We start from the raw sequence: 18509 nt of genomic DNA on the forward strand, positions 1-18509 counted from the left end.
TTTTATAAAAGCTAGCTTACAAAGGCTATCTTATAAAAGCTGTCCTATTAAAACTATCCTTTAAGTTCTGCTTTGATTTTCACATTTAACCCTTACGCACGCTTTTATGGCAAATACTATGACTAGCCCATTTTTTCAAGCCAATCCCGATATTATCAAACCCTACACGCTGATGGATTTGGACGATACGCTTTTTCAAACCCAACGTAAAATTGATGCATGGGATTTGCCAACGTCTGAACCTGAAAACTTAGTTTGCGCGACCGTTAATAAACAAGGTAAGCCACTAAGTTTTATGAGTCAGCGCCAAGCTGCGTTCTTTAATTGGCTGCTGCTTAGTACAGAGCTGATAGTGGTCACCGCACGCGATCGCAGTGAAATCAAACGCGTTAAGCTGCCTTTTGATAGCTGGCAGGTCTTAACTCATGGTGCGATTATTCTTGATAGAGACGGCACGCTACAAGCTCAGTGGCAACAGCGTATGCATAGTGAACTTGCGCCACTGCAAGATAAATTACAGCAGCTGAGCCAATTATTTGCCAATCACAGTAGAAATGACAACAGTCAGCTGGTATTTACACCGCATATCGATAGCTTTAATGATGGCGCTGTTAATGAAGAGCTGACCATTTATCTGGCTATTAAGCATGCGCAAAAGGACCATCAAGCGTTAGTAGAGCTCGCTAAAAAGTTACCAACGTTAATACGTGATTTTGAGCAAGATTTTTATGTGCATGTGAATGCGAACAATCTTGCGATATTGCCGCACGCGGTTCATAAACACCATGCGGTGCAGTTTTTATTAGACCAGCATTTAGACAACCAGCGTCCGAGCTTTGGTTTTGGTGATAGCTTGGCCGATTTACCATTTTTGCAATTGCTTGATTGGTACGGCATGCCGAATAATGGTCAGCTACATGAGCGCTTTAGCTCGCAGTAATTCTAAACGCTTAGCCTCTCCTAGAGCGTGTCCTCATTTTAAAAACAATAATCGAACGCATTTTTGTAAGTAGAAACTATCTTATGACCCATCCTATAACGAACCCTAATATTCAAAAAATGCAGGAATATGGCTCGGGCAGCTATCTTGCTAGCGATGTGACTGTGCTGCTTGATATCGTTGATAAAAACGCCGTTGCCGATGTACCCGTCAGTCAAAAAGAAGCGCTCATCCAAAGTGGACAGCGCCATTATTCTGACATGTTAACCTTAGAGCATGCGCCAACTGCCATGCATGAGCAATTGTATCAGCAGGCATTAGCGCAAGGTACAACGAGAACCGCAACTGATATTGCTAACTTGGCTTATACGCTACACCATATTTTTCAGCAAACGGTAAGTACTGAACGTCCATTAATATTAGTCAGCTTGGTACGCGCAGGTTTACCAGTTGGCGTATTATTACAACGTGCCCTATTAGACAATGAAAAGTCAGATACTAATAGCAGCTATGCGTTGCCAAGTGTGCATTATGGTATCAGTATCATTCGCGATCGCGGACTTGATCCAGTCGCGCTGCAGATGATATTGGATGCTCATCCAGACAGCACAATCATATTTGTCGACGGCTGGACGGGTAAAGGGGCAATTTATCAAGAGCTGGCTCTTAGTTTAGAAGTCTTTAGTGACCCTAATCATCCAAATTTTGCCAATATTTTCCATCAAGGTGAGAATGTTATTCCTCTAGTAACCCTTGCTGACCCCGCAGGCGTTGCTTGGTTGGCGGCAAGTGAGGAAGATTGGCTGATTCCATCAGGTTTATTAAACAGTACCGTATCGGGGCTGATATCACGCAGTTTATATACCGAGCCACAATCGGGACTACATCGTAGCGTCTTTTATGATAACTTGGTTGCGGTAGATCATAGCCTAGCCTTTGTTGATCATATTGATAGCACGCGGCGTGCACTGTCTACGTCTCCACAATACTTGCAAACGTTTGAGCAACCACGCTATCAGACAGCTGCTTTAATTGATACGCTGGCAGCAGAGTATGACATTAGCAATCGCAACCGTATTAAGCCGACCATTGCAGAGGCGACACGGGCGATATTACGCCGTGATCCTGAGCGCATCTTGTTGGCCACCGCCGATCACCCAGATACTGTGTTATTGCGGCATTTATGTAGCGAGCGTGATATCAATATCACGGTATTAGGTGCTAAAATACTCCCCTATCAAGCGATTACGCTGATCAAGCAGCGGGCAACAGATCGCTCATGATTCATTAATGTATTGATGCCTTGATGTATTGATGTATTGATGCCTTGATGTATTGATGCCTTGCGAAAGAAATGCATCAATACCGCATCAGTACTGCATCAGCACCGCTGTTTTTATCATACGTCCTTACGCTATGATTTCTTGCTATAACCATTCACTTATCACTATTTACGATGCCAACTATGTCCGATATGCCCCACAATGAGTCCAATCTTTATAATAACAATCAGTCTTATGCCCACCTGATTACTGAGCGTCATGCGATGCTCAAACCGCATACCCATCACCCGTATCAGCTGGGTGCTAGCCTATATATGCCTGCGACGCGGCAAGATATTTGGCAAGTCATTACGCGTGATAAATTGCCGACGATTAACAGTATTATTATCTGCTTAGAAGATGCGGTCAGCCATAGCGATGTTGAGTTGGCACTTGAGCGTCTACAAACGCTGCTCCATACGTGGGCCGCGCATGTCGATAGTATCAATGACCCAGCAAAAAAAGATGGCATTCAATCAAAAGTGCACACCGATCAGCCAACCAGACCTTTGGTCTTCGTGCGCCCGCGTCATCCGGCGATGCTAGAGCAGCTCGCAGATTTTGCCCATATTGATTTGGTTGATGGCTTTGTTTTACCTAAAGTCGATATGTATAGCTTGTCTAATTGGCGTATGGCCTGTCAGAATTTAAGCACTGAGCAGCTATTGATGCCGACGCTTGAGACGGCAGCGCTATTTAATCCGCATCACAATCAAGAGTTAGCGATTGGCTTTAAAGAAGCCTTTAGCCAGCCAGTTTTTGCCCTGCGTATCGGTGGTAATGACTTATTTGCAGCGCTGCGTTTACGCCGTCCTAAAAACAGCATTGTCTATGACACCCCGATTGGTACGCTCGCCTATCAGCTGCTTGGCTGCTTTGTACCGCATGGTTTTTATCTTACCGCGCCAGTATTTGAATACTTAGAGCAGCCAACACTGTTTATGAAAGAGCTGATGCGTGATGTGAACTTGGGATTGGTCGGCAAAACGGTCATTCACCCAAGCCAGATTGCTTTGGTACAGCAAGCGTATTGCGTACCGTTAAGCACCTTGGATGAAGCGCAGGCAATCTTGCATAGCGAGGCAAAAGCGGTATTTAAATATAACGATACGATGCTCGAGCCTGCCACGCACCGTGCATGGGCTACTGAAATCGTCAATCGCGCTGAGGTTTTTGGCACCCTTGATGATATTAATAATGACTACACCGCACGGTTATAAATAAAGATGTTAACTTTGCTGCTTTGAAATTAATATTAGGTGGTGTGTCAGAAAGTATGCTGAGGAGATGAAAGGAGGGTGACAGCCAAAGCAAGATGATATATTTGAGGTTATGAAGACACAAATAGATATCATATGCCCCGACTGTCACAGCTCCAGTTTAAAGAAAAATGGTATAAAAAGCTATGGCAAGCAGAACTACCAGTGTAAGAACTGCAAACGTCAATTCATTGGCGACCATGCCTTAACTTATCATGGCTGTCACTCTAAAATAGAAGACATCATACGGCTAATGACGGTTAGAGGTTGCGGCGTCAGAGACATAGCCGTTATAGCCTCTATTAGTATTGGTAAAGTCCTTAGCACCATAGGCTCATCGGTCTATAAGATTACACCTAAAAAGCGCTATTATGAACGCTTAGAGGTTGATGAGTTTTGGACTTACGTGTATCGCAAAAAGCGTAAAGTTTGGCTTATTTATGCTTATGACCGCGCTACCAATGAGATTGTTGCTTATGTTTGGGGCAAACGTGACCTGAAAACAGCTAAGAAGCTAAGAGCCCGTCTTAAACAACTGAAAGTCAGCTATGGTTCTATTAGCATGGATAACTGGGATAGCTTTAAAACCGCATTCAAGCCTGACAAGAAACAAATCGGCAAGCAGCATACGGTAGGCATAGAAGGTAATAACTGTCGCCTTAGACACCGATTGCGACGAGCCGTTCGAAAGACCTGTTGCTTCTCAAAGAAGTTTGATAACCACTTTAAGGTGTTTGATTTGGTATTCTTCTATGTCAATTATGGCTATGTCTGATGCCAGCATACTTTTTAGAACACCACCTAATATTTTAATGTTAATTTCTTAAATAGTTTCAATAAAAAAAGCCGTTATCCTATTTAAGATAACGGCTTTTTTTCGTATAAACACTTTATTAATTGCTATGTCTGATTCAAAACTGGTTCCAGTCTCGCTCAAAGTTAGACACAGTTTGCTAAAAAGGTATTAATCACTTTATTAACCTGCTCAGGTTCTTCTACCGTCGCTGTATGCCCAGCGCCTTTAATAACCGCAAGCTTAGAGCCTTTAATCGCAAAATGCATCCGCTCCGCCTTTGCATAAGGCGTTGCCGTATCTTCATCACCAACGATAATCAGTGTCGGCGTGGTAATTTCCCCTAGCCGATCATAAGTGGCCGAGCGCTCAATGACGCCTGTGGTCGCCTTAACGACCCCGCCTTTACGATTACTTTGTAGCATCGCGAGCCACTCTCTGCGATCAGCCTTACGCGACTTATCGTTCAAAAAGCTATTGCCAAACATAATAGGCATGACTTTTTGGCTGACCCGCTTCATACCAAGCCAGCGGATAGCTTTCATCAATTTTCGATACTGCGGGACGTTTTTTGGGTCTTCAGGGTCTGCTGACGTTTCAAGTAAGGTCAGCGATAACAGTAACTCTGGACGTTTTAGCGCGATACGCTGAGCGACAAAGCCACCCATGGATAACCCTAAAAAATGACATTTCTTAATATTTAGCGCATCCAACAATGCTAGCGTATCCTCGGTCAGCGTCTCCATATCATAGCCTGATTTGGTAATCTCAGACTGACCTTGCCCACGAAAATCAAACGCAATACAGCGGCAGCCAGATTTAAAGTATTCCACCTGCTTATCATACATCCGCGTATTCCATAGCAGTCCATGGGCAAATACCATCACTGGCTTTTGCTTATCCTCCGGCGCACTGTCTTCATAATAAATATCAACGTTATTTACATTTATCATTGGCATAATAACTTCCTTGTTTTTTGCTTGTTTATTGAATACTTATTTGTTTAGGGCTTATTTATCTGATGCTCATTTTTCAATGAATGAAATTCCTGAAAAACACCTACTTAAAATACTGCCTTAAAAACTGTTGCCTTTTAGCATAATGCAGCGAGCAGATAGTTCATAGCGTTATTTTCACACAGTAGACTAATTATATTCAAAAATTTAAATATAAAACAAAATAGATAAAACTTAAACCCTTCTAAGCGTGCCTTAAGCGCCTACAAAACCCGCTTTTATAATCATAACAAGCTGATATAGTAATCAGCTTGAACGATTTATTACACCTAACCACCATATCCATCACAACCCTATTCATCATAACGTCCATTGTTATCAGCAATGCTTATCTAAAACTTCTCACTAAGGAAACCAAATATGTCACAACCTCTGGTCGAATATCACAGCGAAAACCATATTGCCACCATTACCATGAATGATCCTAAGACGCTAAATGCGTTTAGCACGCCATTAAAAGGCGCCATTATGGAGGCTCTTGATCAAGCAGACCAAGATGCTGACGTCCGCGTGATTGTGCTGCAAGGGTCAAATAACAACTTCTCTAGTGGCGGTCATATCGGTGAGATGCTAGAAAACGGCATGGAATCTGAGGCACTCGTGGCAAAGCTTGATTTTATGCTCAGAGAAGTGGCAGAAGTGAGCTTAAAGCTGCGTAATATTCATAAGCCAATTATCGCCAAGTTAGAAGGGGCCGTGGCTGGCGCTGGGATGAACTTGGCATTAACGTGTGATTTCCGTATTGCCGCTGATGATGCCAAATTTGTACAAGCTTTTGTTAATATCGGTTTGATTCCAGATGCGGGTGGCATTTATTTATTGAATCAGTTGATTGGGGCGGCGAAAACAACTGAGCTTGTGATGTTAGGTGATAAACTGACTAGCGACGATGTCGCGCGTCTAAACTTAGTCAATAGCGTCGTAAGCAAAGATGAGCTTGACGCCAGCGTATTGGCATTGGCAACACGCCTAAGCAACCTGCCCGGTAAAGCTTTGGCATCAATGAAGCATATGATTAACGTTCATGCTTTTGAAGGCCTAAATGAAGCGCTCGATATGGAAGTTGACCAACAAACTATGATGGCCAAAACCGCTGACTTTGCTGAAGGTATCACCGCCTTTATGGAAAAACGTAAGCCCGTTTATCAAGGTAAATAAAAGCCTTTTAACGCTATATTTTGTACTATCAGCAAAAAGGCTACCATTAGGTAGCCTTTTTTTGGGTAAAACAATATAAAGACAAGTCTATATTAATACCTTTAATCTATTTACTTATGAAGAAGCAGAAGCGGTCTTATAGTGATGCGGTAAGGTAAATATCTTGTCAAAACCCAAGGTAAAAACAAAGGTATAAACCAAGAAAAATAGCAGTAACGCCGCCTCCATCATGAAGGCTTTGATCAAACCAACATCATACCAAATCATATATAGCGGCAAGCAAATCAATACCAATCCGCCTTCAAACCCTAACGCATGAGCACTGCGGATTAATAATGTGCGTTTTTTAACCTGCTTGCGCCGCTCCCAGCCTTCAAAAGCCGTATTGTATAAAAAGTTCCAGATAACAGCGGCTAATGAAACCATGATAGCAACGGGTAACGACTCTGCCGCATCGCCGCCGCTGAGTTTCATTAGTACAAAGGTAGAAGCAATGATAGCAATAAGCTCAAAAACAGTCACATAGACGATACGACGTTTGAGTGGGGATAAAGTAATCAACCAAAACTCCAAAGCACTTAAGTATAAAAAAAGTTGCCCAGCAAAGTATCGGTCCGTCCCGAGATAGAAAAGAGAAAAAAATGCAGAGCTACGGTTTCCGCCTGCCCCTATATTATACATAAGATAACGAGAGAAACCAGTCGCAGCTTATTTTGCTGGTGGACCCCATTGATTGGTTTCAAGCTTGGTATCGCTCGCTAAAAATACCAGTAATATAATAGAGCCTATCAATGGCAAAATGGATAGCAAAAACCACCATCCTGAACGGCTGGTATCATGCAACCTGCGAATAGTCACCGCTAAGCCCGGCAAAAACAAACCAAGCACTACAACAATATAGAATAGCCCCGTTTCTGAATTAAATATAATGGCATCTAAAATCATCGCTACAATAATCAAACCCATTTGTACCAATACGAAATACCAATACTCCTTACGTCGAGCACGACCAGAGAAATTGGTATAATTTCTTAAAGCTTTTTTAAACCAGTCAAGGATGCCGTAGTTTGCTTCAGCACTATGATTATTAACCATTGCAGAATTCGGTAAAGGTGGCGGCGTCGTTTTATCAAGCATATTTTTATTTTCCCTAGGATTTGTCGTCAACCTTAACGGTAAAGTCGCCAACCAAAAAATTTAATCAGCCACTTTGATTATAAGCACTCAATAAAAGTTTGCAAACCGTTATTGATTTATTTTAAATTTAAAAAAACCCCGCATCATCATGATACGGGGTTTCTATTTAAATAAGAATTGTAAAACTTAAAAATACTTAACTTAAGCTTTAAGCAAAATTAGGTCAACTGAGCAACGTTAATTTTGTCCGCTTCTTCCGTATAAGAATCCATACGGTCGAAGTTCATGTACTGATAGACTTCCTCGCCCATGCTATCAAGCATGCCAGCGTACTGCTGGTATTCGTCGTTGGTTGGCAATTTACCAAGTACCGCTGCGACTGCTGCAAGCTCTGCAGACGCTAGATAAACGTCAGCACCTTGACCTAGACGGTTCGGGAAGTTACGAGTTGACGTCGATACCGCAGTAGAGTTCGGTGCGATACGTGCTTGGTTACCCATACATAGTGAACAACCTGGCATCTCAGTACGAGCGCCGGCTTGTGCGTAGATGTTGTAATAACCTTCTTCCATCAATTGGCGCGCATCCATTTTCGTTGGTGGCGCAATCCATAGACGAGTTTTGAGGCTACCTGCTGGTACGTCTTGTAGCAGTTTACCCGCTGCACGGAAATGACCAATGTTGGTCATACATGAACCAATGAATACTTCATCAATGGTATCACCGGCAACGTCAGCCAATGTTTTAGCATCGTCTGGATCGTTCGGGCAGCAAAGAATCGGCTCTTTGATATCAGACATATTGATTGTCATGTCGATGGCGTATTCTGCATCTTCGTCAGCACGCAATAGGCTTGGGCTTGCTAGCCACTCTTGCATTTGCTCAACACGGCGGCTAATCGTACGCGCATCGCCATAGCCTTCTGAAATCATCCACTTAAGCAAGGTGATGTTTGAGTTTAGGTACTCAGTCACAGACGCTTCAGATAGAGTGATGGTACAACCAGCAGCACTACGCTCAGCTGATGCATCAGACAATTCAAACGCTTGCTCAGCAGTTAGGTCTTCTAGACCTTCGATTTCAAGAATACGACCGTTGAACTCGTTGATTTTACCTTTCTTATCAACCGTCAAATAACCTTCTTTGATGGCTTGATAAGGAATCGCATGGACCAAGTCACGTAGCGTGATACCAGGCTGACGTTCGCCAACGAAGCGTACACGAACAGACTCAGGCATATCAAGTGGCATCACACCAGTCGCCGCTGCGAATGCAACCAAACCAGAACCAGCTGGGAACGAGATACCCATTGGGAAACGAGTATGCGAGTCACCACCAGTACCAACGGTATCTGGAAGTAACATACGGTTCAACCATGAGTGAATAATACCATCACCAGGACGCAAGCTTACGCCGCCACGGTTCATGATAAAGTCAGGTAGTGTATGCTGAGTTTCAACGTCAACTGGCTTTGGATAAGCGGCAGTATGACAGAATGACTGCATCACTAGGTCTGCTTGGAAACCCAAACATGCCAAGTCTTTTAGCTCATCACGGGTCATAGGACCAGTGGTATCTTGCGAGCCGACCGTCGTCATTTTTGGCTCACAGTACATACCTGGACGCACGCCTTGTAGACCACAAGCTTTACCGACCATTTTTTGTGCAAGGGTAAAGCCTTTACCGGTATCAGCTGGCTCTTCTGGCTTAGCAAATACGTCTGAATGACCAAGACCCATATATTCACGAGCACGGTTAGTTAAACCACGACCAACGATCAATGGAATACGGCCGCCTGCACGAACTTCGTCAAGCAATGTTGGCGAGTTTAGCGTAAACGTTGACAATACTTCGTCAGAATCATGCTTAGTGATTTTGCCTTCATACGGATAGATGTCAAACACATCGCCCATGTTTAGGTTATCAACCGCTACTTTTTCAATTGGTAACGCGCCAGAATCTTCCATGGTGTTAAAGAAGATAGGAGCGATATTGTTACCCAATACTAGACCGCCACCACGTTTGTTTGGTACGTTCGGGATATCATCGCCCATTAACCAAAGGACTGAGTTGGTTGCAGATTTACGGCTAGAACCCGTACCAACCACGTCGCCGACATAAGCAAGTGGATGACCTTTTTCTTTCAAAGCTTCGATTTGCTTCATTGGACCAACAACGCCCTCTTCGTCAGCAAAGATGCCGTCGCGAGAGTTTTTGTGCATGGCTAATGAATGCAATGGAATATCTGGGCGGCTCCACGCGTCTTGCGCCGGTGACAAGTCATCAGTGTTAGTTTCGCCAGTCACTTTAAACGTTGTATAAGTGGTTTTCTTTGGTACTTCAGGGCGGCTCAAGAACCATTCAGCATCAGCCCAAGATTGTACGACTTCTTTTGCGATGTCATTGCCAGCTTCGGCTTTTTCGGTCACGTCATTGAACGCATCAAATACGAGTAATGTCTTTTTCAACGCATCAGCGGCTTCTTGTGCGACTTCGCTGTCGTCTAATGCCGCAACTAATGGCGCAACATTGTAACCACCTTGCATAGTGCCCAAGATTTCAACGGCTTTTTTCTTGCTGATAAGTGGTGAAGTCGCTTCGCCTTTAACGATAGCGGCTAAAAATGCAGCTTTAACATAAGCGGCTTGGTCAACACCGGCAGGAATACGGTTTTCTAACAAGTCCATTAAGAACGCATCTTCGCCCGCTGGTGGGTTTTTGAGTAGCTCAACCAATTCTGCTACCTGCTTCTCATTTAGTGGAAGTGGTACAGTTCCTAGCTCAGCACGTTCTGCGACATGTTTACGATAAGCTTCTAACACAATAGTCGTCCTCGTCGGTTGGTGACCAGTACATCACGTGAGTAGTCAGGATGACAGCCTACATCGATGTACTGCATTGAATAATTATCCGTGCAATCATAGCTCAAAACGCTCAAAATGTTAATGGCTGTGCGGCGAAAAGGCGCAGAATAAGGCCATATTGGACATTTATTATAAAAATAGTGCCATAACTAATATGATTGACGCCCTTAAATAGCAAACCTGTCGCCTTACCGCTCATTTTTGCCCTGCTCTTTTTCTGCATAGACTGCTGCATTCATTTCTGCATTAGTTTCTGCATAGACTTCTACATTGACGGTTAAATAAAAATGGCGCGACTGCTATACTCTTATTATCTAAACGTCTACGACTTTATTAAAATATTTTTTCTAAGACGATTTTTTAATACAGGGTTTTATAACACAAACGCCATGAGTGAATATTAAGGATAATAGCAATATGGACAATAGTAGTATAAAAAATAGCAGTATGAAAAAGAGCGAAAAAGACAATAACGCTCATTACGATAATGGTCTAAAAGTTCGTACTGAAGTGATGGGCGCCGCGCATGTTAAACGCTCGCTTGATTCAGCGACGCCATTTACTCAGCCCTTACAAGATTGGATTATCGAACATGCTTGGGGCAGCACGTGGCAAGATGACGCCGTATTGCCACGAAAATACCGCTCATTGATTACCATGGCGTTTTTAATTGCGCAAAAAAGTTCCGCTGAGCTAAAGGGTCATATCCGTGGGGCGATAAATAATGGTGCTAGCGTCGCTGAAATCCGAGAAGTATTGATGCATAGCCTCCCTTATTGCGGCGCACCTGCCAGCCAAGAAGCGTTTCGCGCTGCCATAGAAGTGCTAAATGACATGGACATTGATATCAATAAATAAAACTACGATAAAGGTATGCTTCGTAGTACCCTGTTATTTACGCAAGCTTTTTTATTCATGGAAGCCTTTTTATCCTTAGTAGCTTTCTTAGTTATCTTAACAAGATTGCCTAAAAAATATTGACCCGTTATCTGCTATAATAGCTGCATTCATAAAACATTCTAATAATGCCATAAACCTTTATTCTATCAAGGGTTAAGAGAACATTTGATTATGACAAACGCCGTACAAACCCACGTCCCCGCTGCCCGTGCAAAACCGAAAAAAGCCATCCAAGGCGAAAAGCTACGTGGCTACGACAAGGTAGCACGCATCCCAATTAAAGTGATTCCGACCGTCGAGGCCAAGAAAAAGCCAGATTGGATTCGGGTTAAAATGTCCTCGCCTGCGGAAGTGGCGCGTATTAAAGCAACTCTGCGTGAGCAAAAGCTATATACCGTCTGTGAAGAAGCCGCCTGCCCTAACCTGCCACAGTGCTTTGCCGATGGTACGGCGACCTTTATGATTATGGGTGATATCTGTACCCGTCGCTGCCCGTTTTGCGATGTCGGTCATGGTCGCCCAAATGAGTTAGACAAAGACGAGCCACGCCATACCGCTGAGACCATTCAGGGTCTAGGTCTGAAATATGCGGTAATTACCTCGGTTGACCGTGATGATTTAAAAGACGGTGGTGCTGCCCATTTCGTTGAAGTATTGAATGAATCTCGCGCTTTAAGCCCAAACTGCTTGATTGAGATACTCGTGCCAGATTTCCGTGGTCGTATGGATATCGCTTTGGACTTATTGACTGAAACTGCGCCAGATGTCTTTAATCATAATATCGAAACCGTGCCTCGTTTATATAAAGCTTTCCGTCCCGGCTCTGATTATCAGCATTCGCTCGATTTGCTTAAGCTGTATAAAGAACGCCGTCCTGATATTGCCACCAAATGTGGTTTTATGGTTGGACTTGGTGAGACCGAAGAAGAAATCTATGCATTGCTTGACGATTTAAAAGCCCATAACGTCGACATGATTACCGTTGGTCAGTACCTGCAACCAAGTAAAGACCATGCACCTGTCGATCGTTATGTCCATCCAGATGAGTTCCAGCGTTATATGGACTATGGCAAAAAGATTGGCTTCTTTAACATTTGGGCAGGTCCTATGGTGCGCTCAAGCTACTTTGCTGATCGTCAATACTATGGCGAAGATTGCCCAGCACCCATTCGTAGCAAAAAAGCCTTGGCCGCAGAAGGTAAACTTGGCTGCTAATTGAAATTCGTCATTATATTAAAGTAGAATGACGACTCTTAAAATATAAAAAGGGCGAATATGAACTTACCCCCATAAGTTGGACACAACTTATGGGGGTATTTTTATGCGTTACGATCTAGACTTTAAGATGCAAGTCATCGCATACTATCGGCAATGCCATAGTAGTCACGCCACCGCTAAGAAGCTTAACGTCAATCCAGAGTTTGTACTCAAATGGGTTAAGCAATACCAAAGCGGTGGCATAAGAGCCATTAAGCCAAAGACAAGTAAGGCCAAATACAGCAGTGAGTTTAAACTTAACGTACTAACCACCATGCTTAAAGAAGATTTAAGTCAATCTGAGGTGGCACTGAAGTTTAACATCAGCTCACCGGCGCTCATTAGTCATTGGCACAAAGCTTATCGACTACACGGCATGTCTGGCCTCATATCCAAACCTAAAGGTAGAACCGCCATGAGTAAACCCTTTATTACAGACAAGCCAGATGATGAAAAGACGCTAGTAGAGCTTAAGCGTGAACTGGAATATTTGCGTGCAGAGAATGCCTACCTAAAAAAGCTCGATGCCTTGCTCAAAGCGGAGGAACAAGCAGGCAAAAAGCAAGGCTCATCGAAGCACTAAGACAAGAGCACCCTTTATCTGCTTTGCTAAACATCGCTAAGATGGCTAAGAGTGTCTTTTACTACCATAGGTGTCAGTTTGATGTTAAAGACAAATATGCAGACTTAAAACATCATATTGCTCAGATATACCACAAGCACAAAGGCAGGTATGGTTATCGTAGAGTTACGGCAGCGCTAAAGCAGTTAGGGGTTTATCATAACCATAAGCTCATTGCTAAGCTGATGCATGACATGAAGCTTAGCGCAAAGATAAGACGTCAGAAGTACCGCTCTTACAAAGGACAACAAGGCAAGATTGCGAAGAACTATTTGAAGCGCCAGTATCATGCAGATAAACCGAACACACGCTGGCTCACCGATATTACTGAGTTTAAGGTGGGTGATCATAAGCTGTATTTATCGCCCATACTCGATTGTTATAACAATGAGATCATCAGCTATACGCTCTCAAAGAGACCCACTTATGACTTAGTTGGTAAGATGCTAGCTAGTGCTTTAAATAAGACAAAGGCGTGCCGTGGTAAGAGATTAATGCTGCATTCAGATCAAGGGTGGCATTACCAAATGAAACCGTTTAGCACGACGCTTAAACAGAATGGCATTAAGCAAAGTATGAGCAGAAAAGGCAATTGCTTAGATAATGCGCTTATGGAAGGGTTCTTCGGTACGCTGAAGTGCGAGACGATTTATATTGAGAAACCGAAAACGATGGATCAGTTAGAACAACAGATTCATGACTATATGCATTATTATAATAATGAGCGTATTCAACTTAAACTAAAAGGACTGAGTCCTGTGCAATACAGAACTCAGTCCTTGGGGTAAACTAAACCGTCCAATATTTGGGGGTCAGTTCAATAGTAGAGAGTTACTATCCGCCCTTTTTTATGCCTCTAAACTATCGCTCTAAATAAGGTTAAACGTTTAGAGGTAACACGGGCGTCTTACTGGTTTTTATATTTAATAACGCGATACCGAGTATTATAACACCCCCTATTAAACCTGTGATAAGCCCAGGATAAATCAGCAGTAATGCACCTAACGCCAATATTAAGCGCGTAACGACATTCATATCACCTTTAAAATAACCCTCTAACGCTGCGCTAAGTCCAATTACACCAACGACAGACGTTACAACGGCAATAATAATATCGATAACAGGTGGTAATGGAAACTCTTTCGCCGTGACCGCAAGACCTGTCGGGTCAATCATCAACATCGCAGGATTATAAATAAACATAAACGGCACGATAAAACCTGCTAAGGCTAACTTTAATGACAAGAATCCTGTTTTCATCGGATCGCCGCCCGAAATACCAGCACCAGCAAAGGCGGCCAGACAAACTGGCGGGGTAATATTGGCAAACACGCCAAAATAGAAGACAAACATATGCGCTGATAAAATAGGAATATCAAACCCTGCCAACGCGGGTGCCGCCATCGTTGCGGTAATGATATAGGCAGGAATAGATGGCAACCCCATCCCTAACACCATCGAAGCCAGCATGGTCAAAATTAAGGTGAGCAATAACGACCCTGCCCCTAAGGTGACAATCGAAGATGTCATCACCGTACCAAAGCTTGTCAAACTAACGACCCCAATAATGATACCCACAACCGCACAAGCCGCCATCACTGCTAATGACTGACGTGCCCCATCTTCTAGAGCACCTAAAATATCCTTGAAGCCCATACGTGTTTCTTTGCGTAGCATACTGACGATGACAGTAAAACCAATGGTATAAGCCGCGGCATACCCTACAGGAACATTCTGTATCAATAAGTAAATCAGAAACACAATCGGCAATAGCATATGACCGCGCGCTTTTAATACCTCTTTTACCTGCGGCAAACTTTCTTTTGCCATACCTTTTAAGTCTCGGCGACCGGCACGAAAATGTACCTGAGCGATAACGCCCAAATAATACAAGATAGCAGGTAATAATGCTGCCAAAGCAATAGTACTATACGGTAGCCCTGTGGTTTCCGCCATAATAAACGCACTAGCGCCCATAATCGGTGGTAAGATTTGACCACCAACTGATGCACTTGCCTCTACAGCACCCGCAAAATCTTTATGATAACCAACCTTTTTCATCAATGGGATAGTAAACGCGCCGGTACTAACGACGTTTGATAAGGCTGAACCATTGATACTGCCCATAAAGCCGCTTGAAATGACAGCCACTTTAGCAGGGCCGCCTTTTTTATCGCCTGCCAGCGCCAATGCCAAATCATTAAATAGTTGACCCATGCCAGAACGCGCTAGAAATGCACCAAAGAGGATGAATAAAAAGATAAAGGTGACTGAGGCGCCGATTGCGACTGAATACAATCCTTCCGTTTTTAGGAATAATTGACCAAAAATATCGCCCATATCATAAGGACGAGTGAGTAGCCGATCCGGCATAAAGTCCAGATGACTGACAAAGGGATATAGCAAAAATATAGAGGCCAGTATGGGCAATATCCAGCCAGTAATACGCCGACTGCCCTCAAGGACGCAGATGACGGTGATAATAGAAAATATTACATCGATCGAATTTGCCATGCCGCCGCGACTGGTGACAATATCTTGGTACTCGTATATCAGATAGGTCATGCCAGATAAAGACAACAGAAACCAAATCCAGTCATACCATGCTACCCGCTTACGACTGCTTTTTTTACTGGCAGGAAAGATTAAAAAAATCAACGCAAAGCCAACGCCCACATGCACGGAGCGCTGCAATAGTGACGGCATGGGGTTAAAGGTAATATATAAATGAAAAAGGGAATATAAGATGCAGATGGCAGCGATAATATACTTCACTGGGCCTTGGGTAATATGACGCGTGATAGACTCGCGATCATATTTTTCTAATATCGCTTGCGTCACACTAGGATCAACGTTGTCGTAATCTTCAGTCTCTACATGCGCATTTGTCTGCTGTGCCAATATCGCATTTTCATTAGCATTCACATCATCGTTAGCATTCACATCATCGTTATAAATAGGAGTCCCGCTATTGTGATCCATCACTTGGGAGTTCATGACAAAAATCCTTATTAAATCTATCGATTAGACTATAAGTCTTGGGCATAATAGTTACTTCTGAATAATCTGGTACCCATTGGTGAATCAAAATACGCTGACCGGCATAATCAATTTCGCCTTGAGTTAATCTTGATACCACCCAATTAAGATGGGGAAACCTTTGGTTGATTTGATAGCCGACGTAGCCATCCTTTTTGATAGGAGCAACGTTTTCGGTAGACGGCGTACCGGCACCAAATGCTTGAAAATAGGTATTGGTTAGTAGTAAACCCTCCGCTTCACGAAGATACTGCTCTTCCCACCACTGTTTTTCTACTGAATGAATCCAGCGTAATTGAAAGTCAGGCTCAACAAAATAACATACCAAGCTATCGCTATCAGTAACGCCCGCTACCCGTATTTCAATGACAGATTGGCGGCTAAAAATCGCCCATATTATCAATAAAACCAGCGCAGCCATCGCTGCTGCGCCAGCTATCCACCATAAAGGTTTATTTGGCTGCTTGCTCATCATAGTATTTTTTGGCACCAGGATGAATAGGAGCTACCATACCGACTTGAGCGGTCTCTAAACTGATATCTTTAGCCGCTTGGTGAGCGTTTTTCAAGCCCTCTAAGTTTTCAAATAACGCTTTGGTCAACTTATAGCCATCATCCTCAGAGATATCAGAACGCACCAATAAGGCATTCATGACGGCTGTGGTTGGAATAGCAGCAGCATTACCATAGGTACCGGCAGGAATCTCAAAAGTCTTAAAGTAAGGCTTGGTTTCGATAATTTTTTTGAGCTTATCTTGATTGATGGTGACCAGCTGCAATTTGATGCCTTGCTCTAACTCTAATAATGAAGAGTTCGGTAAGCCACTACTAAAAAACGCCGCTTCAATTTTACCCGCTTTCATCGCATCGGCTGCATCGGCAAAGCCTAAATAGTCGACTTTGACATCATCATAAGTGATACCAAAACCTTCTAACAGGGTGCGAGCATTGACCTCTGTACCAGAGCCTTGATCGCCAACTGCAATACGCTTACCTTTTAAATCTTCAATATTTTTAATACCAGACTTCTCTGAGGCAACCACTTGGATCACGTTGGGGTATAGGACAGCAATTTGCTGAATATTGGTAATGGGCGCTTTAAAGTCATTTTTACCTTCTATCGCATCAGTGACGACATCACTAAGTGCCAGCACCATATCCACTTTACCTTGGGTCAATAGATTGACGTTTTCTACTGACGCCCCTGTCGTTTGGGTTTTGGCGTTAACACCAAAGGTTTTAGCATAAATCTCTGCTAAAGACGTTCCAATAATATTATAAGGACCGGAGGCGCCCCCTGTAGCAATGGTGACGAATTTGGTTTCGAGCTTGTCGCTTGCTGTGGCGGCAGTATCTGTAGAAGTGTCGGTAGCAGCACTGTCAGTAGCGGCATTATCCGCAGGCGCTTTGTCTGAACAAGCAACCAGAGTCATACTGGCTGCAATCATGGCGGCTAATAGAGGCATCTTATAAATAGACTTCATTATTTTCTTCCTTGATAAAATAAAGCAAAATGGGTTTATAAAAAAAACTTGAATACAAGGTTCTTAAATACACGATTCTTGAATACAAAGTTCTTAAATACATGGTTCTTAAATACAAAGCTGTAGTAGCAACTCATTCTTGTTGACTACCAACCTCAGTCTATGACGCTGACCTTCGCTATAAACTCAGGAGTTAAGCGTTCCATAACCTAGGGTCTCCTCAATTAAAACATGGCATGTCATATATTGCTACGATGTTTTAATGGATGCGAGTGCTTATGTTCAAAAAACAGCCAGTGATATGGTTCTCTATATTTAATGAGCTAAGCAATATATCGCAAGTTGCAATCCAAATCTAAGCTATACCCTGTACCAAAGCTATGGTTAATCCTAAACACAACTGAAACCTTTTTTGTCACGTGCTGCTGGTATAGATTTTACTGGCATGCTGTGTCTACGCTGACAGAGGCTGCGCATAATTAACCCTAGCAGCACTGTACCGTTTTCATAGTATTTTAACTATATATCAACAGCCGAAACCATATCTATAGTTTCGCTATGCGATACTAAGTTTCATATTATAAATGATTTAAACAAATTTTGACGGGGTTGTAAACCTTTATCCGCGCTGCTTTTCATAAAAATGCGCCAAGCTATGTTTATTAACATCATATTTTATTAAAAAATATATCAATAGCACTTTTCTTATAACGCTACT

16 protein-coding genes are annotated in these 18509 nt (G+C 43.0%); 9 read left to right on the plus strand and 7 right to left on the minus strand.

Annotated features, from left to right (window positions below; genetic code table 11):
* The first annotated feature begins 118 nt into the window (after nt 1–118).
* The 4 genes from QJS82_RS07795 (at nt 119) to QJS82_RS07810 (ending at nt 4296) form a co-directional block, all read left to right on the plus strand.
* Nucleotides 119–940, plus strand: coding sequence for an HAD hydrolase family protein (locus QJS82_RS07795; RefSeq protein ID WP_281490112.1), 822 nt, complete (start codon nt 119–121; stop codon nt 938–940).
* An 83-nt stretch (nt 941–1023) separates the two neighbouring features.
* Complete coding sequence (locus QJS82_RS07800) at nt 1024–2223, plus strand: cysteine protease StiP domain-containing protein (protein ID WP_281490113.1); 1200 nt, start codon at nt 1024–1026, stop codon at nt 2221–2223.
* A gap of 182 nt (nt 2224–2405) precedes the next feature.
* Nucleotides 2406–3482: an HpcH/HpaI aldolase/citrate lyase family protein gene (locus tag QJS82_RS07805; RefSeq protein ID WP_281490114.1), complete on the plus strand. Its 1077-nt coding sequence runs from the start codon at nt 2406–2408 to the stop codon at nt 3480–3482.
* A gap of 112 nt (nt 3483–3594) precedes the next feature.
* On the plus strand, nt 3595–4296 hold the full coding sequence (locus QJS82_RS07810; RefSeq protein WP_281490115.1) for an IS1 family transposase: 702 nt from the start codon (nt 3595–3597) through the stop codon (nt 4294–4296).
* Between the two features lie 164 nt (nt 4297–4460).
* On the opposite strand, the gene QJS82_RS07815 is transcribed toward QJS82_RS07810, so the two are convergent.
* Nucleotides 4461–5273 carry an alpha/beta fold hydrolase gene (locus QJS82_RS07815; RefSeq protein ID WP_281490116.1) on the minus strand — a complete coding sequence of 271 codons (813 nt, stop codon included), beginning with the start codon at nt 5271–5273 and terminating at the stop codon, nt 4461–4463.
* A 417-nt stretch (nt 5274–5690) separates the two neighbouring features.
* On the opposite strand from QJS82_RS07815, the gene QJS82_RS07820 reads away from it, so the two are divergent.
* A complete protein-coding gene (locus QJS82_RS07820) occupies nt 5691–6488 on the plus strand; it encodes an enoyl-CoA hydratase/isomerase family protein (RefSeq protein ID WP_281490117.1) in 798 nt (265 codons plus the stop codon).
* 114 nt (nt 6489–6602) lie between these two features.
* Here the strand turns inward: QJS82_RS07820 and QJS82_RS07825 are convergent, their stop codons facing one another.
* The 3 genes from QJS82_RS07825 to acnB all read right to left on the minus strand — a co-directional run bounded on the left by QJS82_RS07825 (nt 6603) and on the right by acnB (nt 10447).
* The gene (locus QJS82_RS07825; protein ID WP_281490118.1) at nt 6603–7049 is read right to left on the minus strand and encodes a PACE efflux transporter; all 447 of its coding nucleotides are present in this window, start codon (nt 7047–7049) and stop codon (nt 6603–6605) included.
* Between the two features lie 147 nt (nt 7050–7196).
* A complete protein-coding gene (locus QJS82_RS07830) occupies nt 7197–7625 on the minus strand; it encodes a DUF805 domain-containing protein (protein ID WP_281490119.1) in 429 nt (142 codons plus the stop codon).
* Between the two features lie 218 nt (nt 7626–7843).
* A complete protein-coding gene (gene acnB, locus QJS82_RS07835; RefSeq protein ID WP_281490120.1) occupies nt 7844–10447 on the minus strand; it encodes a bifunctional aconitate hydratase 2/2-methylisocitrate dehydratase in 2604 nt (867 codons plus the stop codon).
* A gap of 489 nt (nt 10448–10936) precedes the next feature.
* Here acnB and QJS82_RS07840 point away from each other — a divergent pair, with 489 nt between their 5' ends.
* The 4 genes from QJS82_RS07840 to QJS82_RS07855 all read left to right on the plus strand — a co-directional run bounded on the left by QJS82_RS07840 (nt 10937) and on the right by QJS82_RS07855 (nt 14056).
* On the plus strand, nt 10937–11347 hold the full coding sequence (locus QJS82_RS07840) for a carboxymuconolactone decarboxylase family protein (protein WP_438656691.1): 411 nt from the start codon (nt 10937–10939) through the stop codon (nt 11345–11347).
* A gap of 213 nt (nt 11348–11560) precedes the next feature.
* On the plus strand, nt 11561–12604 hold the full coding sequence (lipA, locus tag QJS82_RS07845; RefSeq protein WP_201618789.1) for a lipoyl synthase: 1044 nt from the start codon (nt 11561–11563) through the stop codon (nt 12602–12604).
* Nucleotides 12605–12710: 106 nt separating this feature from the next.
* Nucleotides 12711–13229, plus strand: a complete 519-nt coding sequence (locus tag QJS82_RS07850; RefSeq protein WP_281490122.1) for a helix-turn-helix domain-containing protein — start codon at nt 12711–12713, stop codon at nt 13227–13229.
* Nucleotides 13217–14056, plus strand: a complete 840-nt coding sequence (locus tag QJS82_RS07855; RefSeq protein WP_281491693.1) for an IS3 family transposase — start codon at nt 13217–13219, stop codon at nt 14054–14056. Before QJS82_RS07850 ends, QJS82_RS07855 begins: the two co-directional genes overlap by 13 nt.
* A 91-nt stretch (nt 14057–14147) precedes the next feature.
* Here the strand turns inward: QJS82_RS07855 and QJS82_RS07860 are convergent, their stop codons facing one another.
* Genes QJS82_RS07860 through QJS82_RS07870 form a run of 3 tightly spaced genes read right to left on the minus strand, consistent with a single transcriptional unit; the run spans nt 14148 to nt 17791 of the window.
* Nucleotides 14148–16265 carry a TRAP transporter permease gene (locus QJS82_RS07860; protein ID WP_201618790.1) on the minus strand — a complete coding sequence of 706 codons (2118 nt, stop codon included), beginning with the start codon at nt 16263–16265 and terminating at the stop codon, nt 14148–14150.
* A complete protein-coding gene (locus tag QJS82_RS07865; RefSeq protein ID WP_201618791.1) occupies nt 16237–16782 on the minus strand; it encodes a DUF1850 domain-containing protein in 546 nt (181 codons plus the stop codon). Before QJS82_RS07865 ends, QJS82_RS07860 begins: the two co-directional genes overlap by 29 nt.
* Nucleotides 16760–17791 carry a TAXI family TRAP transporter solute-binding subunit gene (locus QJS82_RS07870; protein WP_201618792.1) on the minus strand — a complete coding sequence of 344 codons (1032 nt, stop codon included), beginning with the start codon at nt 17789–17791 and terminating at the stop codon, nt 16760–16762. The genes QJS82_RS07865 and QJS82_RS07870 overlap by 23 nt, the downstream gene beginning before the upstream one ends.
* Between the last annotated feature and the right edge of the window lie 718 nt (nt 17792–18509).

Origin of the sequence: Psychrobacter maritimus (assembly GCF_029953575.1) — a bacterium.
Classification (GTDB): domain Bacteria; phylum Pseudomonadota; class Gammaproteobacteria; order Pseudomonadales; family Moraxellaceae; genus Psychrobacter; species Psychrobacter maritimus.